The organism is Bradyrhizobium sp. SSBR45G, assembly GCF_030159255.1.
Lineage (GTDB): Bacteria > Pseudomonadota > Alphaproteobacteria > Rhizobiales > Xanthobacteraceae > Bradyrhizobium.
The window spans coordinates 23628-44174 of record NZ_BSCT01000036.1 but is presented as its reverse complement, the minus strand read 5'-3'; the positions used below and the strand labels follow the sequence as shown (position 1 = coordinate 44174).

19 protein-coding genes are annotated in these 20547 nt (G+C 66.0%); 8 read left to right on the top strand and 11 right to left on the bottom strand.

The annotated features are described in order from the left end of the window. Positions 1–65 precede the first annotated feature (65 nt). Positions 66–959 (top strand): outer membrane protein, encoded by an 894-nt coding sequence (locus QQL87_RS30110; protein WP_284422685.1) that lies wholly within the window; start codon positions 66–68, stop codon positions 957–959. A 69-nt stretch (positions 960–1028) separates the two neighbouring features. Next, a complete protein-coding gene (locus tag QQL87_RS30105) occupies positions 1029–1493 on the top strand; it encodes a GNAT family N-acetyltransferase (RefSeq protein WP_284422686.1) in 465 nt (154 codons plus the stop codon). Positions 1494–1502: 9 nt separating this feature from the next. Here QQL87_RS30105 and QQL87_RS30100 read toward each other — a convergent pair whose 3' ends face one another. Both QQL87_RS30100 and QQL87_RS30095 read right to left on the bottom strand, forming a co-directional pair. Beyond that, a complete protein-coding gene (locus QQL87_RS30100) occupies positions 1503–2354 on the bottom strand; it encodes an amidohydrolase family protein (protein WP_284422687.1) in 852 nt (283 codons plus the stop codon). After that, entirely contained in the window at positions 2351–3337 is a 987-nt protein-coding gene (locus tag QQL87_RS30095) for an aldo/keto reductase (RefSeq protein WP_284422688.1), read from the bottom strand. The genes QQL87_RS30100 and QQL87_RS30095 overlap by 4 nt, the downstream gene beginning before the upstream one ends. 110 nt (positions 3338–3447) lie before the next feature. Here QQL87_RS30095 and QQL87_RS30090 point away from each other — a divergent pair, with 110 nt between their 5' ends. The 5 genes from QQL87_RS30090 to QQL87_RS30070 all read left to right on the top strand — a co-directional run bounded on the left by QQL87_RS30090 (position 3448) and on the right by QQL87_RS30070 (position 10876). Beyond that, complete coding sequence (locus tag QQL87_RS30090; protein WP_284422690.1) at positions 3448–3738, top strand: hypothetical protein; 291 nt, start codon at positions 3448–3450, stop codon at positions 3736–3738. Positions 3739–3884: 146 nt separating this feature from the next. Beyond that, positions 3885–5057, top strand: coding sequence for a phosphoserine transaminase (locus QQL87_RS30085; protein WP_284422691.1), 1173 nt, complete (start codon positions 3885–3887; stop codon positions 5055–5057). 276 nt (positions 5058–5333) lie between these two features. Then, positions 5334–6923: a phosphoglycerate dehydrogenase gene (gene serA, locus QQL87_RS30080; protein WP_284422692.1), complete on the top strand. Its 1590-nt coding sequence runs from the start codon at positions 5334–5336 to the stop codon at positions 6921–6923. A 195-nt stretch (positions 6924–7118) separates the two neighbouring features. Continuing rightward, a complete protein-coding gene (locus tag QQL87_RS30075) occupies positions 7119–8795 on the top strand; it encodes a mucoidy inhibitor MuiA family protein (protein WP_284422693.1) in 1677 nt (558 codons plus the stop codon). 500 nt (positions 8796–9295) lie between these two features. Further along, positions 9296–10876: an ABC transporter substrate-binding protein gene (locus QQL87_RS30070; protein ID WP_284422694.1), complete on the top strand. Its 1581-nt coding sequence runs from the start codon at positions 9296–9298 to the stop codon at positions 10874–10876. Between the two features lie 56 nt (positions 10877–10932). On the opposite strand, the gene QQL87_RS30065 is transcribed toward QQL87_RS30070, so the two are convergent. The 9 genes from QQL87_RS30065 to QQL87_RS30025 form a co-directional block, all read right to left on the bottom strand. Further along, positions 10933–11280 (bottom strand): RidA family protein, encoded by a 348-nt coding sequence (locus QQL87_RS30065; protein WP_284422727.1) that lies wholly within the window; start codon positions 11278–11280, stop codon positions 10933–10935. A 7-nt stretch (positions 11281–11287) separates the two neighbouring features. Further along, on the bottom strand, positions 11288–12421 hold the full coding sequence (locus QQL87_RS30060) for an NAD(P)/FAD-dependent oxidoreductase (RefSeq protein WP_284422695.1): 1134 nt from the start codon (positions 12419–12421) through the stop codon (positions 11288–11290). Next, positions 12418–13824 (bottom strand): FAD-dependent oxidoreductase, encoded by a 1407-nt coding sequence (locus QQL87_RS30055; RefSeq protein ID WP_284422696.1) that lies wholly within the window; start codon positions 13822–13824, stop codon positions 12418–12420. Before QQL87_RS30055 ends, QQL87_RS30060 begins: the two co-directional genes overlap by 4 nt. Beyond that, the gene (locus tag QQL87_RS30050) at positions 13821–14117 is read right to left on the bottom strand and encodes a (2Fe-2S)-binding protein (protein ID WP_284422697.1); all 297 of its coding nucleotides are present in this window, start codon (positions 14115–14117) and stop codon (positions 13821–13823) included. The genes QQL87_RS30055 and QQL87_RS30050 overlap by 4 nt, the downstream gene beginning before the upstream one ends. 31 nt (positions 14118–14148) lie before the next feature. Then, entirely contained in the window at positions 14149–15285 is a 1137-nt protein-coding gene (locus tag QQL87_RS30045; RefSeq protein ID WP_284422698.1) for an NAD(P)/FAD-dependent oxidoreductase, read from the bottom strand. Between the two features lie 11 nt (positions 15286–15296). Beyond that, positions 15297–16106: an ABC transporter permease gene (locus QQL87_RS30040; protein WP_284422699.1), complete on the bottom strand. Its 810-nt coding sequence runs from the start codon at positions 16104–16106 to the stop codon at positions 15297–15299. After that, a complete protein-coding gene (locus QQL87_RS30035) occupies positions 16103–16993 on the bottom strand; it encodes an ABC transporter permease (RefSeq protein WP_284422700.1) in 891 nt (296 codons plus the stop codon). The genes QQL87_RS30040 and QQL87_RS30035 overlap by 4 nt, the downstream gene beginning before the upstream one ends. Further along, entirely contained in the window at positions 16990–18033 is a 1044-nt protein-coding gene (locus QQL87_RS30030; RefSeq protein WP_284422701.1) for an ABC transporter ATP-binding protein, read from the bottom strand. Before QQL87_RS30030 ends, QQL87_RS30035 begins: the two co-directional genes overlap by 4 nt. Positions 18034–18362: 329 nt before the next feature. Next, positions 18363–19394 (bottom strand): ABC transporter substrate-binding protein, encoded by a 1032-nt coding sequence (locus QQL87_RS30025; protein WP_284422702.1) that lies wholly within the window; start codon positions 19392–19394, stop codon positions 18363–18365. Between the two features lie 213 nt (positions 19395–19607). Between QQL87_RS30025 and QQL87_RS30020 the strand changes: the two genes are divergently transcribed. After that, complete coding sequence (locus QQL87_RS30020; RefSeq protein WP_284422703.1) at positions 19608–20525, top strand: LysR substrate-binding domain-containing protein; 918 nt, start codon at positions 19608–19610, stop codon at positions 20523–20525. Positions 20526–20547 lie beyond the last annotated feature (22 nt).

Below are 20547 nucleotides of genomic sequence, written 5' to 3'. Positions count from 1 at the left end.
AATGATTAAGGTTAACGCGCGATGATCGCGTTTGAGAGTTCAAGTAGCTGATTTGGAGCGTTGCGATGCGTGGTCTCGTGGTGGCGGTTGCAGTCTGTGGCATGGCTTCGGCCGCGCAGGCCGCTGATTTGTCCGACCTTCCGATCCTGAGGGGCGGCCTGACGGAGGGCGTGAGCAGCGCGCGCACGAATTGGGACGGGTACTACGTCGGCGGCCAGCTCGGCTACGCGACGTCGGATATCGATTTCAGCCGCAGCGCACTGTCCCTGACCAACTACATCTTCCGCAACAGCGTTCTGCAGGGCCCGACGTCGTCGTGGTCCGTCCTCAACAAGACCCACGTCCAGGGGACGGGATTTGGCGGATTCGTCGGGCGCAATTTCCAGTGGGAGGACACGGTCTTCGGCCTGGAGCTCAACTACAACTACTACAACCGGATGGTCGGCTCCACGAGTGGCGGGCTGGCGCTCGGCATCGTCAATCCGACTGGTGTGAGCCCTCCCAGCGGCCATACCTACACTTACAATACGTCGGTGAGTTCGTCGGCGATGCTCAGGATCAAGGATGTGACCACGCTGCGCGGCCGCATCGGCTGGGCGGGCGACAGCTTCCTTCCCTATGTGTTCGGTGGCGTCGCCTTGGGCCGGATGGAGGTCTCGCGCTCGGCCTCGACCTCGGTCAGTCTGCAGGATGACTATTCGACCACTGCAACGGTCGGAGGTGTCACCGTCACCATTCCTCAGAGCACCACGACGAGCATCCCGTCGCTCTCGACGACCTACGCCGAACAGCGCTCCAACAGCTTCGTCGGCGGCTGGACCGGCGGCCTCGGCTTCGAATACATGGTGTGGGGCGGTCTGTTTGCGCGTGGCGAGTGGGAATACGTCAAGTTCCTGTCGGTCAAGGATACGTCGGTGACGCTCAACTCGTTCCGTGCCGGCGTGGGCTACAAATTCTAGATCGCCTGACCTGGGCGACGACGGGACGCAAGTCGGCTCGTTTCCGGTGCCTCGATCGGCAAGAACATCATGACCCCAAGCTCGATTCGAATCCGGCCCGCGCAGCGCGAGGATGTCGTGGCCATCGTCGCGATGCTGGCGGACGATCATCTCGGACGGGCGCGCGAGCGCCTCGAGGAGCCTTTGCCGGACTCCTATTTCGAGGCATTCGCGGCGATTTCGCAGGCAGCCAACATCACGCTCGTCGTCGCCGAGGAGGCGGGCAGGGTGGTCGGCTGTCTGCAGCTGTGCATCCTGCCAGGCCTGAGCTCGCAGGGCGCATCGCGGGCGCTGGTCGAGGATGTCCGGGTCGCCTCTGATCGCCGCAGCCGCGGCATCGGCGAGCAGTTGCTGCAATGGGCGATCGGCGAGGCGCGCCGCCGGCGCTGCAACCTGATCGAACTCATGACGCACCAGAGCCGCGCCGACGCACAGCGGTTCTATGAGCGGCTCGGCTTCGCCAAGAGCCATTTCGGCATGGTGATGCGGTTCTGATAGCTGCTGCTATTGCGGCAGCCGGTAGGCCGCCATCGCGTTCGGTCCGAACGCCTTGTCGCGAACCCCAAGGCCGAGCCCGGCCAGGCACTGCTCGAGCGCCTGCTTGATCGCGCCATAGCTGCCGGCGAGCAGGCAGACCGGCCAGTCCGAGCCGAAGATCAGCCGATCCTCGCCGAAACAGCGCGCCACATGCGCAACATAGGGCAGCAACCGCTCGGCATCCCAGTCGGTCCACACCGCCTCCGTCGCCAGCCCCGAGACCTTGCACCAGACATTGCCGCAAGCCGCGAGCTCGGCGATGCGATCGGCCCAGGCCTGATCGAAGCCGGTTGCAATCGGCGGCTTGGCGGCATGGTCGAGCACGAAGCGTCCGTCCGGAAACGCCCGCACGGTTGCGATTGTCGCGGGCAGCTCACGGGTGCGGACCAGCAGATCATAGGTCAGGTCGTGGGCGAACACGCTGGCGAGGCTGCGCTGGACATCGTTGCGAGACAGCCAGTCCGGATCGGCCTCGTCGTGCACCTGATGCCGGATGCCGACCAGCCGGTCGCCGCCGGGCAGGCTGCGCAGCCGGTCGATCGTGGTGCCAATCCGCGGATCGGTCAGGTCGGCCCAGCCGACGACACCGGCGATGAACGGCGTCTCGTGGGCGATTCGGAGGAACTCGGCGGTCTCGTCGAGCGACGACCGGGTCTGCACCAGGATGCTGCTGTCGAGACCGTTCTCGGCCAGCAGAGGGGCGAGATCGGCAGGACCGAACGGGCGGCGGATCGGCGCCAGCGCATCGCCCGCCATCCACGGATAGTCGGCCCGCGCCGGATCCCAGAAATGCTGGTGCGCATCGATCGCCCCGCTCATCGCCCGTCTCCCGGCAGCGGCGCGCGCGCATCGACCAGATGACTGGCGCGCAGCGCACGCCAGAACGCGGCCGGGATCGCTGCCTGCGCCATCGCGACATTGTCGGCCGCCTCCTGCGCATTGCGGGCGCCCTGCAGGCCGACGGTGACGGCGGGATGGGCGAGGCAGAACTGGATCGCGGCCGCCTTGAGCTCTGTGCCGTGCTGCCTGCACAGCGCGTCGAGCTGACGCGCGCGCGCCACCAGGGCGGCATCGGCGTCTTCGTAGTTGAACTTGGCCGGTCCGTGCGGATTGGCCAGGATGCCGCTGTTGTAGATGCCGCCGAGGAGGATGGCGACGTTCTGCTTCTGGCACATGGGGAGCAGCGTGGTCAGCGCGCCCTGATCGAGCAGGGTATAGCGGCCCGCCAAGAGGAAGCAGTCGACCGGAACGGCCTCGGCAAAGCGCGCCAGCATTTCGGACTGGTTCATGCCGGCGCCGATCGCCTTGATGCTGCCGTCGTCGCGCAACCGCTGCAGCGCGCGGAAGGCGCCGCTGACGGCCTCGTCGTAATGATCGTCCGGGTCGTGCACGAGCAGGATGTCGATGCGATCGAGACCGAGCCGGACCAGGCTTTCCTCGACCGAGCGCATCACCCCGTCATAGGAATAGTCGAAGCGCGGCCGCAGCGGCGGCGTGCCCTTGTAGTGCGGATCTTCCGCCGATGCCGTCGGGTCCGGGCGCAGCAGGCGGCCGACCTTGGTCGAGATGACATAGCTGTCGCGCGGCTGCTTGCGCAGAAACGCACCGAGCCGCTGCTCGGCGAGGCCGAAGCCGTAGAGCGGCGCTGTATCGAAGAAGCGCACGCCGCGCGACCACGCCATCGCGATCGTCGCCTCGGCATCGGCGTCGCTGACCTGCTCAAACAGGCCGCCGAGCGGTGCTGTGCCGAGGCCGAGCCGGGTGACTTCGAGGGAGCTCCTCCCGAGACAGACGCGTTCCATTGTTCTATCCTTGTTGTTCGGCGCGTGCAGATGGCTTCATTGTGCATGGATGCATCTGACGAGACAATGACGTCGCATGCTGCGGCACAACGAAGATGGAGGGCGGAACAATGTCCGGGATCAATCCAGTGACAGCCGTTGGCGTCGTGCTGGCAACCGCGGCAACAGACGCGGTCTACGTCATGTTCACCACGGCGGTCGTTGCCAAGCGGCGTCTGTCCGCGGCGACCTGGAGCTCGATCTGGTACATGCTCTCGTCATTCGCCGTGATCAGCTACACCGAGAACTGGGTCTATGTGGTCTTTGCCGCCATAGGCTCCTGGGTCGGCGCCTACGCCTCGATGACCTTCCTGCATCGCCCGCCCGGCGGACAGGCGCCGCTCGGCGCTGCTCCCGAATGAACCGCATCCTCTTGTATGCCAGCACGACTGCGTGAACGCGCCGACGGGCGCGTGCGAAGTTCCTTGACGAGGAACAGCCCTTCCCGTAATCACCGCGGCGGGACACCTCCCCCCAACGGGAGGCTTACTATCTGGAAGGATAGACGATGACTGCAGCGAAGCCTTCGCAGCGGCCTGTTGTGCCGCATTTCTCCTCCGGCCCCTGCGCCAAGCGCCCCGGATGGACCTCCGAAAATCTCAAGGACGCGCCGCTCGGCCGCTCGCACCGCGCGAAGGTCGGCAAAGCCAAGCTCAAGCAGGCGATCGAGCTGACGCGCGACGTGCTCGAAGTGCCGGCCGACTACAAGATCGGCATCGTGCCGGCGTCCGACACCGGCGCGGTCGAGATGGCGCTGTGGTCGCTGCTCGGTGCGCGGCCGGTCACCACCATCGCCTGGGAGTCCTTTGGCGAGGGCTGGGTCAGCGACGTCGTCAAGGAGCTCAAGCTCAAGGACGTCACCAAGCTGCACGCCGGCTATGGCGAGATTCCGGATCTTTCGAAGGTCGATCCCGCATCCGACGTGGTTTTCACCTGGAACGGCACCACGTCAGGCGTGCGCGTGCCGAATGCCGACTGGATCAGCGCGAGCCGCGAAGGCCTGACGATCTGCGACGCCACCTCGGCGGCTTTCGCGCAGCCGCTGGACTGGCCGAAGCTCGACGTCGTCACCTTCTCCTGGCAGAAGGCGCTCGGCGGCGAGGCCGCGCATGGCATGCTCATCCTGTCGCCGCGCGCGGTGGAGCGGCTCGAGAGCTACAAGCCGGCCTGGCCGCTGCCGAAGATCTTCCGCCTCACCAAGGGCGGCAAGCTCAATGCCGGCATCTTCGAGGGCGAGACCATCAACACGCCGTCGATGCTGTGCGTCGAGGACTATCTGGACGCGCTGAACTGGGGCAAGTCGATCGGCGGCCTCAAGGCGCTGATCGCGCGCGCCGATGCCAACACCAAGGTGCTGGCTGACTGGAAGGCGCGGACGCCCTGGATCGATTTCCTGGCGCAGGACCCCGCGATCCGCTCCAACACCTCGGTGTGTCTGAAGGTCGTCGATCCCGCGATCACGTCGCTGTCGGCCGATGCCCAGGCTGACTTCGCCAAGAAGCTGGTGGCGCTGGTCGAGAAGGAGAACGCCGGTTTCGACTTCGCGCATTATCGCGATGCGCCGGCGGGCCTGCGCATCTGGTGCGGCGCCACGGTCGAAGCGAGCGATGTCGCGCTGCTGACGCAGTGGATCGACTGGGCGTTCGCGGAAGCGAAGGCCGCGCTGCCGAAGGCTGCCTGACGCACATTCGTTGTGCCGTCATTGCGAGCGAAGCGAAGCAATCCAGAGCTGGGAAGTAGAGCCTGGATTGCTTCGTCGCAAGAGCTCCTCGCAATGACGGAAATCAGCTGCGTAGGGTGGGCAAAGGCGCAACGCGCCGTGCCCACCATCAACGCCACCTGACGCGAAAGACGGTGGGCACGCTGCGCTTTGCCCACCCTACGGTTTCCGTCACTTCATCCCATTCCGGCGCGCTGCGCTGCCCCTCTCTCGCGAGAGGCGTGAAGGACCATCGTCATGACCAAGCCCAAAGTTCTCATTTCCGATGCGCTGTCGCCGGCTGCCGTGCAGATCTTCAAGGATCGCGGCGTCGAGGTCGACTTCCAGCCCAATCTCGGCAAGGACAAGGACAAGCTTGCCGACATCATCGGCGACTATGACGGCCTTGCCATTCGCTCGGCGACCAAGGCCACGGCCAAGATCATCGAGCGCGCCAAGCGGCTCAAGGTGATCGGCCGCGCCGGCATCGGTGTCGACAATGTCGAGATCCCCGCGGCGACCGCCAAGGGCATCATCGTGATGAACACGCCGTTCGGCAATTCGATCACGACCGCCGAGCATGCGATCACGATGATGCTGTCGCTGGCGCGCGAGATCCCGCAGGCCGACGCCTCGACCCAGGCCGGCAAGTGGGAGAAGAACCGCTTCATGGGCGTCGAGATCACAGGCAAGACGCTCGGCGTGGTCGGCTGCGGCAACATCGGCTCGATCGTCTGCGACCGCGCGCAGGGCCTGCGCATGAAGGTGATCGGCTTCGATCCGTTCCTCACCGAGGAGCGCGCGCGCGATCTCGGCGTCGAGAAGGTCGAGCTCGACGAGTTGCTGAAGCGCGCCGACTTCATCACGCTGCATACGCCGCTGACCGACAAGACCCGCAACATCATCGACGCGGCCGCCATTGCCAAGACGAAGAAGGGCGTGCGCATCATCAATTGCGCGCGCGGCGGCCTGATCGACGAGCAGGCGCTGCTCGCGGCGCTCGACAGCAAGCATGTCGCGGGCGCAGCCCTCGACGTGTTCGCCGAGGAGCCGGCGACCAGCAACGCGCTGTTCGGCCATCCCAACGTGATCTGTACGCCGCATCTCGGCGCCTCCACCACGGAAGCGCAGGAGAACGTCGCGCTGCAGATCGCCGAGCAGATGTCGGACTATCTGCTGACCGGCGCGATCTCGAACGCGATCAACTTCCCCTCGATCACCGCGGAGGAAGCGCCGAAGCTGAAGCCGTTCATCGCGCTCGCCGAGAAGCTCGGCTCGTTCGCGGGCCAGCTCACCGAGAGCAGCATCACCAAGATCCAGATCACCTATGAGGGCCAGGTCGCGGAGATGAAGACCAAGGCGCTGACCTCGGCGGTTCTCGCCGGTCTGCTGCGGCCGATGCTGGGCGAGGTCAACGTCGTCTCGGCGCCGGTCATCGCCAAGGAGCGCGGCATGATCGTCGACGAGGTGCTGCGCGCCGGCGAGAGCGATTATGAGAGCCTGATCTCGGTCGCGGTCACCACCGGACAGCAGGAGCGCGCAGTGTCCGGCACGGTCTATGCCGACGGCAAGCCGCGTCTCGTCGACATCAAGGGCATCCGTGTCGATGCCGAATTCGGCAAGTCGATGATCTACGTCACCAACGAGGACAAGCCTGGCTTCATCGGCAAGTTCGCGAGCCTGCTGGGCGACGCCAAGATCAACATCGCGACCTTCCACCTCGGCCGCGTCGCGGCCGGCGGCGACGCCATCGCGCTGGTCGAGATCGACGGCGCGGTGCCGGCCGAGCTGCTCGCCAAGATCCAGGCGCTGCCGCAGGTCAAGCAGGCCAAGGCGCTGGCGTTCTGATCGCGCCAACTGTTCGGTCCAACCAAAAGAGGCAGTACGGCCTGATCGCCGTACTGCCTCTTTTTTTCTGGTCGGCATTCGCATGATCATCTTCCCGGAGCTTCGATTGAACCGGGCCTTCTCTGCTCGCGTCTAAAGCCGTGCAAAGGACCGGTCGATCCGGTCCTGCTGGGTGCTGGGAGTGCGGAGAGAGCGATGACGATACGAAAAATCGGCCTTGTCACCACGGGTCTGATGCTCGGAGCGGCCCTGACAGCGCCTGGCCGCGCTGCCAACCTCGATGCGACCTCCATCGTCGACGCCGTCACCGTGTATCCCGATGGCGCGACCGTGACCCGGATCATCTCGCTCGATCTTCCCGCCGGCGAGACCACGGCCATCGCCAAGGATTTTCCGCTTGGGCTCGATGCCTCATCGTTGCGCGTCGAGGGCGAGGCCGGAGCGAAGCTCGTGATCGGCACCGTCGACGCCAAGCCGCCGCGCGCGGCGCCGCCGGTCAACCTGCCCGACATCGACAAGCGTATCGAGGCGTTGAAGGACGAGCGCGCCAACTACGACGGCGCGATCGCCGCCGCGCTCGCGCGCAAGAAATTTGCTGAACGGTTCGCCGAATCTTCTCCAGCCGGATTGGGCGAGAAAGGCGAGGCTCGCCCGATCACGGAGTGGCGCAACGCCTTCGCCGCGGTGGCAGAGGAGGTCGGCCAGGCCGACACGGCCATTCGTGACGCCGAGCGCAAGCAGCGCGAGATCGATCGCGAGATCGCGCGATTGCAGGCGGATCGTGCGGCCAAGCCGCCGAGCAGGATGGAGGTGCAGATCGAATTGTCGTCCGCGGCTGCGACCAAGGCGACGTTGCGCGTGACCTACGCAGTGCGCAACGCCCGCTGGGTGCCGCTCTACGACGCCCGTCTCGAGACCTCGGCGAAGGACCGCAAGCCTGCCCTGGAGCTGGTGCGCCGCGCCGAGATCCAGCAGAGCACGGGTGAAGACTGGTCCGACGTCGCGCTCTCGGTCTCGACGGTGCGCACGGGCCGCGGCGGCAGCGCGCCCGAGCTCAGGACGGTGATCGCGCAATATCCGCCGCCGCCTCCGCCGCCGATGCCGCAGCGTCCGGCTGTCAGCGCGGCAAGGGGAGTCGCGGAGAGCCGCGCGCAGGAGTTCCATTTTGGAGGAGGAACCAGCTTCGGGGACGCCGCGGACAAGGCCATCGAGCAGCAAACAGTCGCTGACGTCAGCGCATTCCAGACCGCTTTCCGCCTTACAGGGCGAGTCACCGTGAGTGCCAATGACGGCGCCAAGAGCCTGCGCATCTCGACGACGACGATCGCACCCGAGTTGATCATTCGCGCTGCTCCGGTGGTGGATCCCACGGCCTATCTCGAAGCGAACTTCCCGCAGGCGGAGGACGCGCCGCTGCTGCCGGGCAAGGTCTCGATCTATCGCGACGGCATGTTTGTCGGCACATCGAGGTTGGCCGCGGCCGGCAAGGACGAGACGGTCCGGCTCGGCTTCGGCGCCGACGACAAGGTCAAGGTGGAGCGGATCGTGCTCAAGCGCAACGAAGGCTCGGCCGGATTGATCATGACGACGGCGAAGATCGACGAGCGCGCCTTCAAGACCACGGTCCGCAACGCGCATGACTTCCCGGTCAAGGTCGCGATCCAGGATCAGCTGCCGGTCAGCGAGAACGAGGAGATCGTTGTCGAGATGCTGCCGGGTACGACGACTCCGACGGCGAGCAATGTCCGCGACCGGCGCGGCGTGACCGAGTGGGTGCTTGATGCCAAGTCCGGCGAGACGAAGGAGATCACGTTCGCGTGGCGAGTTCGTTGGCCGAAGGACAAGGCGATCGTGATGAGCCCGTCAGGCTAGCCGATCTGCGGTGGAGTCATCCGATGCGCGGCCGTCGGTTCGCGTTGCGCATCATCGCGATCGTCCTATCAACTTAAGATCGGGCCGCAGCAGCCGTCGAGGCTCGGACGCCAGGCTCCGGACATTGCTTCATCCGGTCCGACGCAGCTGCGGCTTGAATGAGTCGAGATTGCCCTCATCCGAACTTAAAGCCGTCGTAGATGCCCGGCTGCCGTGTCTTCGCCCCAGACGCGGACGCAGGTGTCGATCGGCGGCGTTCGGAAGGTTGCGACGGCAGGAGACTGGAAAGACAGGCTTTTGGTGACGAGCCCTCAGTGCAGAACATGACCGGCGGTTCGCCGTGCATGCCGAGCTGATTCTTTCTCAACGTTTCCGGCATTCCAAATCGTCATGACGATATCCGAATTACCGTGCCCCATGGTCGTCTCGGCCGGCCTCATTCTTGCGTCCCGTCTGCGCGTGTCGATCGGCGGACAGGAACGGAGGCCTCAGTCTACAAGATGCAAAATTCATCCTTCGCCTCGTGCATCACGCGGCGTTCGCATCGCGCAGCGGTTCTTTCTGCCGTCGTGCTGGCCGGAAGCGTCAGCGCGGCCGTTTCGGCCGACAATGTGAGCCTGGTCCGGGAGCTGGCCGGCCGCGTCGGTCCGATCATCGGTTCGTCTCAGGCCTGTACGAGCATCGCGCCCCGTCGCGTGCAGCTGATCCTCGGCAAGTTTCAACAGGCGATCCGCGAGGCCGCGGCCAATCCGAACGATCTGAACGAGCTCGCCAGAGAATTCGAGCGAAACGTCGCCGAGGGCCGTGCCGCGGTCAATGGCGGGCGCGCCGATTGCAGGCTGGTCGAGCGCCAGCTCACTGAGCTCGAGCGAAGCGTCAGCGCGCCGCCGCCGGCCACGGCGCCCGCCGCGCCGGCTGCTGTTGCCGCGACGGGCGCGATCAGGCCTGCTGCGTCCGGCCCCGTGCGCGGCGTGACCGATCAGGAGATCCGCTTCGGCATGGTCATTCCCTACACGGGAAGCGCCAAGGAGAACGGGCAGAGCTACAAACGCGGCATTGAGGTCGCCTTCGCGCGGACCAATGCCAGCGGCGGCGTCAATGGCCGGATGCTCAAGCTGATCGCCGCGGACGACGGCTTCGAGCCGACCCGGACACCGGATGCGATGAAGCTGCTCTGGGACAGGGAGCAGGTGTTCGGTTTCCTGGGCAATCTCGGCACGCCGACCGCGGCGGTCGCAGTCCCGTTCGCGCTCGAACGCCGCGTGCTGTTCTTTGCGCCGTTCACCGGCGGCAGCGTGGTGCGGCACGATCCGCCGGATCGCTACGTCTTCAACTACCGGCCGAGCTTCGTGGAGGAAGCCGACGCCGCGGTGCGCTATCTGCTGAAGATACGCAAGATCAGGCCGAACCAGATTGCGGTGTTTGGGCAGAATGACGATCTTGGCGAGCAGGGCTTCGCGGGTGTCGCCAAGGCCTACCGCGCGGCCGGCCTCAGCGACGCGTCGATCCTGCGTCTGGTCTACACCCGCAACTCGATCGACATGGACGGGGCGGTCGCCCAGCTCAAGGCGCAGAAGGTGCCGATCCGCGCGATCGTGATGGTCGGGACGACTCGGCCCGCGGCAAAATTCATCGAAAAGACGCGCGACCTGTTTCCCGGCATGATCTACACCAACATGTCGATCGTCGGCGCCACCGCGCTTGCGCAGGAACTTGCCATGCTGGGGCCGCGCTTCACCGAGAACGTCATCGTGACGCAGGCGGTGCCGGCCGTGTCGGGCTATTCGAGCACCGTGCTCGACTTCAAGACGGCGCTGGCGCAGGCATCTCCCGGCGAGACTCCCGACTACATCTCGCTCGAAGGCTACATCGCGGCCAATCTCCTGATCGATGCGCTGAGGCGCTGCGGCCCGCAGCTCGACACCGAACGGCTGGTCGAGGCGCTGGAAAACACCCGCAATCTCGACATGGGACTCGGCGCCTCGCTCAATCTGAGCCGTGGCGATCATCAGGCCCTGCACAAGGTCTGGGGCACCCAGCTCGACAAGTCCGGCTCCTATCAGCCGATCGATCTGGAATGATCCCAGGATGAATCGCGCCGGCCTCGCGAAGGCGGGCCGGCCTGATCCCGCTGCGGTCAGCCCTTGATCGCGGTGATGACGATCTCGATCAGCGCCCCGCCGCCGAGATCGGCCACGCCGACGGTGGCCCGCGTCGGCAGATCGTCGCCAAAGAACTCGGTCCAGGCCGCATCCATTTCCTTCTTCTTCGACAGATCGGTGACGAAGATCTGGCCTGAGACGACGCGTGTCTTGTCGGTGCCGGCCTGCTTCAGGAAGCCGTCGATCTTGCCGAGGATGTTGCGGGTCTGCTCGCCCATCGACACCGACGTGTCATCGGCAATGGTGCCGCCGACAAAGACGAAGCCGTTGGCCTCGACGATGCGGTGATGGATGGCGGAACGGATCTTGCGGGTGATGGTCATCATGTCCTCATGTCGTTGATGAAGGGGGGGAATTCTGAAAGCGCGTGATGCTGAGACCAGTGATGCGGGTCTGGGTGCCGCCGTGCACGATGAGCTCGGCCATGACCGCGCCGGCGCCGGGGCCGAGCTGGAAGCCGTGCGCCGAGAAGCCGAACTGGTGATACAGCCCGTCATGCACGGCGCTCGGGCCGAACACCGGAATGTCGTCGCGCATGCGCGCCTCGATGCCGGCCCAGGCGCGCATGATGGTCGCGCTGCGCATCACCTCGAACAGCTCGGCGACGGTGCGCGCACTCTCTGACAGCTTGCGCCAGTCGAGCACCGTCTCGTTGCGGTCCTGATCGGGGATGGCAAGGTGACCGCCGCCGATCAGCACCGTGCCGTTCGGGAACTGCTTGAACGACAATTTTCGTCCGCGCAGGATGACGACGGGATCGATGAAGTGGGCGACGGGCGAGGTGATCATCAGCATCGGCGCGATGGTCTCGACCGGCACGGTCTCGCCGAACTGGTCCGCAACGCGGCCAGCCCAGGCGCCGGCCGCATTGACGAGCACCGGCGCGGCGAAGGTGTCAGTGCCGACATCGACGAGCCAGAGCTTGCCGTCCTTACGGATGTTGGTCGCAGGCATACCTTCGCGAATCGTGGCGCCGAGCTGCTCCGCCTTGCGGCGAAACGCAGTGGTGGTGCGCGCCGGCTGAGCGGCGCCGTCGCGCCGCGACACCACGCCGCCCGGGCAACTCTCGGCCACCGCCGGCACGAGGCGGCGCAACTCGGCGCCGTCGATCAGCTCCTCATGGGTGAACCCGCGTTCGTTGAGGTCGGTGACGCGGACGCGGCAGGCGTCGAGCTCCGCCTCGGTCTCCGCGACCAGCACCTGGCCGTAGCTCTCGAAGCCGCAATCATCGTCGACCAGCTCGCCGATCCGTTCCCAGAGTCCCATCGAGCGGATCGACAAGGGAATCTCGGCGACATCGCGCGCGAGCTGGCGCACGCCGCCGGCATTGACGCCAGAGGCGTGGCGGCCGGCATAGTCCTTCTCGATCAGCACCGGCTTCAAGCCGGCGAGACAGAGATGCAGCGCGGTGGAGCAGCCGTGGATGCCGCCACCCACGATGATGGCATCCTTGCGCACCGTCATCCGCGCACCACGGCCTTGGTGGCCTCTTCGGTCTTCGGCAGGTTGGCGAGCTCGGACAGCATGATCGGCTTTACCGGCGCGCGCAGCCGATAATAGCCGATCTCCTGCGGGCTCTTGCCGCGCGCCTCCGCCATCAGCTCGGTGACGGTCAGGCCGCACAGCCGGCCCTGGCACGGACCCATCCCGGTGCGGCGATAGGCCTTGAGCTGGTTCGGCCCGGTCGCGCCGATCGCGACGGAGTCGAGCACATCCTTGGCGGTGATCTCCTCGCAGCGGCACACGATGGTGTCGCCCTGCGGAATGCGAAACTGCTTCGCCGGCTGGAACAGCGTATCAAGGAAGGCGCGACCGCGCTCGGCGCGTCGCAACTGCGCGGACACATCAGACACCTTGGCGTTGGACCGGGAGGCTTTGATCGCGCTGCCTGCCGCAGCGCGACCACGCCACACCGCCGCCTGCGCCCCGCCAATGCCCGCGCCGTCGCCAGCAATCGCAATGCCTGGAATCGAGCTGTTACCGAGCGCATCCAGCACGGGAGTCCAGCATAGCTGCAGTTCGTTCCAGCGATGCTCGACGCCGGCAGCCATCGCCAGGTTGACATTGGGCACCACGCCCTGATGCAGCAGCAAAAGCTCGGCCGACAGCGTCTCGCGCTTGCCGCCCGCCGTGACATAGCTGACGGCATCGAGCTTGCCGTTGCCCGCGGCCGCGAGCTCCGTCACGCCGCCCGTGACCGGCACCTTGGCGCGCACCTCGCGCATCATCGCGAGTCCCTTCATGAAATAGGGCGAGGTCACGAAGCCGAAAGCGTGTGGCAGCGCGGCCATGTAGTTGGCGCGCGGGGTGGTGTCGAGCACACGGTCGATGCGGCCGCCGAGCCGCAGAATCTGTGCGGCAAGCAGCCACAGCAAAGGTCCCTGCCCAGCAATGACGGTGGGGCAATCCGGCACGAGACCTGAAGATTTCAGCATCGTCTGTGCTGCGCCCGCTGTCATCACACCTGGCAACGTCCAGCCGGGGATCGGGAACGGACGTTCCTGCGCGCCGGTTGCGATGATGACGCGCCTGGCCTTGATGAAGGCAGATCCGCCGCCTACCGACACACCGATTTCGAGGTTGCGGTCCAGGCTCCACACCGTGGCGCGGTGGATGATCTCGGCGCCGCTGTCGCGTGCAGCCTTGGCGATCTCGGCACCGGACCAGTAGTCGGTCCCCAGCAGTGCTTCCTCCTTCACCGGCGTCGAATTGATGGCGCGCCAGACCTGGCCGCCGGGACCCGCGTTCTCGTCGAGCAGCAAGGTCGACAGGCCTGCGCCGGCGGCGTCCGCTGTCGCCGCAAGGCCGGCCGGGCCGGCGCCGATGATGACGACGTCGTATTGATCACGTTTGGGCGCCGCGCTCATTTGCCGATCTCCCGCTTGCCCTTCTGGATTTCGATTTGCATGCCCTCAGCGACGGGCACCAGACAGCCCTGCCGGTTGCCGACGCCGTCGATGGTGACGAGGCAGTCGAAACATACGCCCATCATGCAGTAGGGCAGCCGCCTGGCGCCGCTGACCGCCGTCGCGCGTCTGACGTCGAGGCCGGAGGCGAGCAGCGCCGCCGACACCGTGTCGCCTTCGCGCGCGGCGACCGCCTGGCCCTCGACATGGATCGTCACCGATCGCCTGCTATCACCGTCTGCGCGTTTGAACATCGTCGTCTCCGTGGCGGCGTTCGCCGCGATCTCAGTAGTAGCCACTGCCGCCGGCTCCTGCCGCAGTCTCGAAGCGCTTGGCGGTGAACGCGCCGACCAGCTCCGTGTCCAGCGCGCCGTCCTTCACCATCCGCGCGATCTCGAAGGCGTGGTTGGCGGCCAAGGTCACGCCGGAATGGCAGCAGGCGACGAAGGCGCCGGAATGCGTCTCCGACTGCTCATAGATCGGGAAGCCGTCCTTCGGCATCACGCGGATGCCGGTCCAGCTCCTGACGACGTTGAGCCGCGCCAGATGCGGGAACGTGCGCTGGGCGCGATCGGACATCACAGCGTTGATCGGATGGTTCTGGACGCGATCGTCGAGCTCATCCTCCTTGCTGTCGCCGATCATCACCGTGCCCTCGTCGGTCTGGCGGATCGTCGTCAGCGGATGCGGCAGGAACGGCATGGTGCGCTCGGTCACGACGATCTGGCCGCGTGTGGGACCCATCGGCGCCGACAGGCCGACCATCGGGGCCAGCGTCGCGTTGGCGTTGCCGGCCGCGAGTACGACCTTGGCCGCGCGGATCTCGCCTTGCGCCGTCGCCAGCCTGAACTCGTTGCCATCGCGCACGATCGCGCTGACCGCACGTTCCGGCAGATAGTCGACGCCGAACGCCTTCATGCCGGCATGCAGCGCGCGGAAGGTGCGCAGCGAATTCACGTGGCCATCATAGGGGCAGAAGCTGCCGCCCGAGACCTCCGGCCCGATCAGCGGCAGCATCTTCTTCACGTCTGCCGCCGGCATCATCTCCATCCGATAGTCGGCCGCGCCGGTCTGATTGTGCATGCGCGCAACGAGCTGGCTGCGCTGCTCGTACTCCGCCTCGCCCAAGGTGAGATGGAAGCCGCCGTTCTGCTGCAGCACGACGTCGAGGCCGGTCTGCGCCTTCAACTCCTCGGCCAGCTTCGGCCACGCCTTCGAGCCGCGCACGGTCCAGCCGGTGTAGGCCGGCATGCCCAGGCCTTTGCTCTGCACCCACACCAGCGCGAAATTGGCACGCGACGCCCGCTTGGCGATGTCGCCCTCGTCGAGCACGGCGACGCGCTGGCCGAGCCGTCCCAATCCCCAGGCAATAGCGGAGCCGAGCAGGCCGCCGCCGACGATGGCGACGTCATAGTCTTTCATCGGAGTGTCTCCTATCGTCCTGCGTCGCCGCCTTTGGCTGTCAGCACGCGGTCGAGCCCGTAGATGCGATCGAGCAGAATCAGGACGGTCATGGTGATGGCGATGACGCTGGCCGACACCGATGTCACCAGCGGATCGATGTTGTCCTGGATGTAGAGGAACATCCGCACCGGTAGCGTCTCTGTGCCCGGCGTCGCCAGGAACACGGTCATGGTCAGGTCGTCGAACGACTGGATGAAGGCGAGCATCCAGCCCGAGACGATGCCGGGCAGGATGGCGGGCAGGGTGACGCGGCGGAACATGGTCCAGCCGTCGGCGCCGAGCGAGATCGCGGCCATCTCGACCGAGCGGTCCATGCCGGTCGCGGACGCGAGCGTCAGCCGCAGCGCGAACGGAAACACGACGACGACATGGGCGATCACCAGCGCGACGAAGGTGCCGCCGATGCCGACCGAGGTGAAGAAGCGCAGGAAGGCGATGCCGAGCACGACATGCGGGATCATCAAGGGCGACAGGAACAGCGCCGACAAGGCATCGCGGCCGCGGAAGCGATAGCGGCTGATCGCCAGCGCCGCCGGCACCGCGAACAACAGCGCGATGCAGGACGACAGCGCGCCGAGCCACAGGCTCACGCCGAAGGCGTGGACGAACTCGGGATAGTTGGCGAGCGCCCTGAACCAGCGCAGCGAGAAGTTCGTCAGCGGGATCGACAGAAAGCCGTCGGGCGTGAACGCGACCCAGCACACGACCACGATCGGCGCCACCATGAAGACGACGAACAGCGTGTGGAAGATCAGCGCCAGGGGGCCGTTCCGGCTCATCGGAACATCTCCTGGTAGCGGCGCTCGATCAGCGTGTTGGAGCCGACCACGATCAGGATCAGCGCGATCAGCAGCAGCACGGCGACCGCAGCGCCGAGTGGCCAGTTCAGCGTGTTGAGGAACTCGTCATAGGCGAGCGTCGCCGCCACCTTGAGCCTGCGGCCGCCGATGATCGCGGGCGTCGCGAAAGCGCTCGCCGACAACGAGAACACGATGATGGCGCCGGACAGCACGCCCGGCATGATCTGCGGCAGCACGATGCGGCGCATCACGGTGAGCGAGCCGGCACCGAGCGACAGCGCGGCGTTCTCGATCTGCGGATCCAGCCGCTGCAGCGCGGTCCACACCGCGAGCACCATGAACGGCATCATCGCGTGCGCCAGCGCGACGACCATGCCGGTCTCGGTGAACATGAATTTGACGGGCGAGTCGATCAGGCCTGATGTCATCAGGAGCTTGTTGGCGAGGCCGTTGTTGCCTCCGAACAGCAACGCCCAGCCGAGCGTGCGCGCCACCACCGAGATCAGCAGCGGGCCGATGATCACCAGGAGGAAGAGTCCCTTCCATGGTCCCTGCATGCGGTTGAGGATGTAGGCCTCGGGCACGCCGAACACCGCCGTGATCAGGGTCGCGAGCGCGGCCACGCGGAAGGTGCGCCAGAACATCTCGGCGTAATAGGGATCCTCGACGATCTCGCGCCAGTTCTTCAGGATGAAGACCGGCTCGATGCCCTTGTATTGCCCCCAATCGTGGAACGACAGCATCACCGTCATCGCCAGCGGGATCACGACGACACCGGTGAACAGCATCAAGGCCGGCAGCGCCAGCGTCAGGCCCGCGCGGGCCTCGCCTGCCGACGGCGGATCGGCGCTGATCACCGCGCTCATGCCGCGCCTCCCGCTGAGCGCAGGCTCATGTCCGCGGCGCGCCAGGCGAGATGCACGGCCGCGCCATGCTCCGGCTGTCCCTGGCCGTCGTTCTGCCGGATCACGATCGCTGGCCCGCATTCGGTGTCGCACTGGAACAGCCAGTGATTGCCCTGGAAGATGCGGCTGGTGATGCGTGCCGCCAATCCGGCATCGCCGAAGCTGATTCGCTCGGGGCGCACGCTGACGGTGACGGCCCCCGTGACGCCGGCCGGCGCCGGTGCGCTCCACCCGCCGGCGACGAGTTTCGCGGGCGCCACGGTCCGATCGACAGCCGCCGCGAATTCGTTGGTCTTGCCGAGAAACTGCGCGACGAAGGCTGAAGCCGGCTGCTCATAGACCTGCTGCGGCGTGCCGATCTGCTCGATCCGCCCCTTGCTCATGACCACGATGCGATCGGACAACGACATTGCCTCGATCTGGTCGTGGGTGACGAGGATGGTGGTGGTGCCGAGATTGCGCTGGATCTGGCGCAGCTCGATCTGCATGTCCTCGCGCAGCCGCGCGTCGAGATTGGACAAGGGCTCATCGAGCAGCAGCACGCTCGGGCGGATCACCAGCGCCCGCGCCAGCGCGACGCGCTGCTGCTGGCCGCCCGACATGCGGCGCGGATGGCGGCCCTCGTAGCCGGCGAGCCCGACCAGCGCGAGCGCGGCGCGCACGCGCTCCTCACGCTCGCTGCGCGAGACTTTCCGCATCTCCAGGCCGAAGGCGACGTTCTCGGCCGCCGTCATGTGCGGAAACAGCGCGTAGCTCTGGAACACGATGCCGAGCCCGCGCTTGGCCGGCGGCACCGCGACGAGATCCCTGCCTTCGAGCCGGATCGCGCCATGCGAGGGATCGAGGAAGCCCGCGATCATCTGCAAGGTCGTGGTCTTGCCGCAGCCCGACGGTCCCAGGAACGAGATGAACTCGCCCTTGGTGACGGCGAGGCTGAACTCTTCGACGGCAATGTTGGGGCCGAAGGATTTGCCGACCCGATCGAGTTCGAGCAGTGACATGCGGGTGGATCCGTAACTAAAAGCTTGCCGACTCAAGTGGCCATGCATCGCGCTGCTTTTCTTCAGTCCCGGCCTGCGGCAAGGCTATCGCATTTGATGACATCGTCGGACCACGACAGAAGCGCCTGCCAATGTGTCGCTCCGTCATGCCCGGGCTTGTCCCGGGCATCCACGTCGTTCCGAGTGCGCTGGACGACGTGGATGGCCGGGACAGGCCCGGCCATGACGGCGTGGGAACAGAGGGATCCAACACGTCGAGCGCCATATGCGATAGCGTTCCGCCTGCGAGGAGAGGGAGCGGAGTGCCCAGGGCGAGAAGAAGCTGCAGCTCAGCGCTCAACCTCGCGATTCCAGCGCTTGGTCCATTCCTCGCGCTTGTCGTTGACCACGCTCCAGTCCGGCGCATAGACCTTGGCGGCACGCTCGCCGATCGGCGCCATCGCGCCGATGCCCTCGGGCACCACGACGGACTTCACCACCGGGCCATAGCCGTATTCCTTGAGCATCGTGAGCTGAATCTTCGGATCGAGCAGCAGCTTGATGAAGCTCGAGGCCAGCGGCGAGACCGAGGGCTTGGCGATCGGGCACGCCGTCGTCAGCAGGCTGACGGCGCCTTCCTTCGGGTAGACGAAGTCGACCGGAAAGCCGGTATTGGCGAAGCTCTGCACCCGGCCCGAGCCCCACACCGCGATGACGGCCTGGCCCGACTGGAACAGCTCGGTCATCTTGCCCGGCGACGGTTCATAGGCGAGCACGTTCGGATTGATGTCGGTCTTGAAGATCTTGAATCCTGCATCGACATTGCTCTCGCTGCCACCGTTCATCTTCGCCAGCATCAGCAGCACGTTGAGGCCGTAGGTGTTGTTGATCGGCGGAATGACGAGCAGCTGCTTGTATTTCGGATCCTTGAGATCGTTCCACGAGGTCGGCGCCGCCCAGCCTTTCTCGGCAAACACCTTCTTGTTGTACATCAGCCCGGTGGCGACGAGGCCGATGGCGACGGCCTTGTCGTCCTTGAAGCGCGCGACGTCCAGCAGATCGCCGGGCAGTCCGGTGACCTTGTCGCAGAAGCCGAGCTGGATCGCCTGATACATCGGACCGTCGTCGACGATGGCGACGTCGATCTGCTGGTTGCCCTTCTGCGCCTGCAGCTTGGCCAGCGTGTCGGTGGAGTTGCCGGCGACATATTCGACCTTGACGCCGTTGGCCTGCTCGAACGGCGGGATCACCTCCTCGCGGATGGTCTTCTCGAACGAGCCGCCATAGCCGGCGACATAAAGGGTTTTCTGCTGCGCCCAGACCTGGGACGTGGAGGCCAGGGCGGCGATGCTGACCGCGGCCAGAAGGTGAAGGTGCTTCATAAGGACGGATCTCCCAGGTTGCCGATGACGGCGGTATTTCATGACCGCCGGGGAGAACGGAGCGATCGTGCAGCTGTCGGCATCCAATAACCCGAGCCGGCAGCCTAAAAAACGAGCCATCCCTCACCCTGCTGAAAAAGATCGCAGTGGAGGCTTTGATCGTCCAATGAATAATGGCACCCTCTCCATGCCGAAATATTATGGATGGAGCGCATGGCCCGGATCAATTCGCGGCAGGTCGAAGCCTTCCGGGCGATGATGCTGACCGGCAGCGTGACGGAAGCCGCCAAGCTGATGGCGGTGACGCAGCCGGCCGTCAGCCGGCTGCTGCGCGATCTGCAGGCCTTGCTCAAGATGGAGCTGTTCGAACGGCGCGGCACCGGCCTCGTGCCGAGTGCGGCAGCGACCGCGCTCTACATGGAGGTCGAGCGCTCCTTCGTCGGTCTCGATCGCATTGCGGCCGCCGCAGAGGAAATCCGCGGCCGGCGCACCGGCACGCTGCGCATCGCCGCGCTCCCCGCTCTCGCCAACGGCTATCTGCCGCGGCTCGCCGGTCGCTTCCTGCAGGAGCGGCCGAACCTCAACCTCGCCTTCTTCGGCGTGATCTCGCCCATCGTGATCGACTGGGTGCTGAACGCGCAATGCGATGTCGGCTTTGCCGAGGTGCCGATCGCCCATGCCGGCCTGCCGAGCATCAAATTGCCGGCGCTGGCGCGCGTCGCGGTGCTGCCGAGTGGGCATCGGCTCGCGGCCAAGACATCGCTGGTGCCGCGTGACTTCGAGGGCGAGACATTCATCTCGCTGTCGGCAGGCTCGACGAGCCGCCACCTCATCGACCAGGTCTTCCATCGCGCGGATGTTCAGCGGGTCCTTCGTGTCGAAACGACGCTGTCCGAAATCATGTGCGGCATGGTGTCGTCGGGGCTCGGAATCTCGCTCTCCGATCCGTTCACCGCGCGCGAGTTCGAGAACCGCGGCGTCGTGAGCCGGCCGTTCCTGCCGCACATCGATTTCGAGTTCGCAGCCGTATTCCCGCCGCAGCGCAGCCCGTCGCCGGTCGCCTTGGACCTGGTGGAAGCGGTTCGGGATGCGCTGGAGCAGCTCGCGCGCGATGATGGCGCAGCGGCCTGACGTGAGGCCGAGTCGCGCGCCT

Bases quoted from the DNA above. Each gene is read 5' to 3' on its own strand.
- QQL87_RS30025 (WP_284422702.1), bottom strand. From the start codon at position 19,394: ATGAAGCACCTTCACCTTCTGGCCGCGGTCAGCATCGCCGCCCTGGCC.
- QQL87_RS30030 (WP_284422701.1), bottom strand. From the start codon at position 18,033: ATGTCACTGCTCGAACTCGATCGGGTCGGCAAATCCTTCGGCCCCAAC.
- QQL87_RS30020 (WP_284422703.1), top strand. From the start codon at position 19,608: ATGGCCCGGATCAATTCGCGGCAGGTCGAAGCCTTCCGGGCGATGATG.
- QQL87_RS30040 (WP_284422699.1), bottom strand. From the start codon at position 16,106: ATGAGCCGGAACGGCCCCCTGGCGCTGATCTTCCACACGCTGTTCGTC.
- QQL87_RS30075 (WP_284422693.1), top strand. From the start codon at position 7,119: ATGACGATACGAAAAATCGGCCTTGTCACCACGGGTCTGATGCTCGGA.
- QQL87_RS30105 (WP_284422686.1), top strand. From the start codon at position 1,029: ATGACCCCAAGCTCGATTCGAATCCGGCCCGCGCAGCGCGAGGATGTC.
- QQL87_RS30035 (WP_284422700.1), bottom strand. From the start codon at position 16,993: ATGAGCGCGGTGATCAGCGCCGATCCGCCGTCGGCAGGCGAGGCCCGC.
- QQL87_RS30055 (WP_284422696.1), bottom strand. From the start codon at position 13,824: ATGAGCGCGGCGCCCAAACGTGATCAATACGACGTCGTCATCATCGGC.
- QQL87_RS30060 (WP_284422695.1), bottom strand. From the start codon at position 12,421: ATGACGGTGCGCAAGGATGCCATCATCGTGGGTGGCGGCATCCACGGC.
- QQL87_RS30065 (WP_284422727.1), bottom strand. From the start codon at position 11,280: ATGACCATCACCCGCAAGATCCGTTCCGCCATCCATCACCGCATCGTC.
- QQL87_RS30045 (WP_284422698.1), bottom strand. From the start codon at position 15,285: ATGAAAGACTATGACGTCGCCATCGTCGGCGGCGGCCTGCTCGGCTCC.
- QQL87_RS30070 (WP_284422694.1), top strand. From the start codon at position 9,296: ATGCAAAATTCATCCTTCGCCTCGTGCATCACGCGGCGTTCGCATCGC.
- QQL87_RS30085 (WP_284422691.1), top strand. From the start codon at position 3,885: ATGACTGCAGCGAAGCCTTCGCAGCGGCCTGTTGTGCCGCATTTCTCC.
- QQL87_RS30095 (WP_284422688.1), bottom strand. From the start codon at position 3,337: ATGGAACGCGTCTGTCTCGGGAGGAGCTCCCTCGAAGTCACCCGGCTC.
- QQL87_RS30050 (WP_284422697.1), bottom strand. From the start codon at position 14,117: ATGTTCAAACGCGCAGACGGTGATAGCAGGCGATCGGTGACGATCCAT.
- serA (WP_284422692.1), top strand. From the start codon at position 5,334: ATGACCAAGCCCAAAGTTCTCATTTCCGATGCGCTGTCGCCGGCTGCC.
- QQL87_RS30090 (WP_284422690.1), top strand. From the start codon at position 3,448: ATGTCCGGGATCAATCCAGTGACAGCCGTTGGCGTCGTGCTGGCAACC.
- QQL87_RS30110 (WP_284422685.1), top strand. From the start codon at position 66: ATGCGTGGTCTCGTGGTGGCGGTTGCAGTCTGTGGCATGGCTTCGGCC.
- QQL87_RS30100 (WP_284422687.1), bottom strand. From the start codon at position 2,354: ATGAGCGGGGCGATCGATGCGCACCAGCATTTCTGGGATCCGGCGCGG.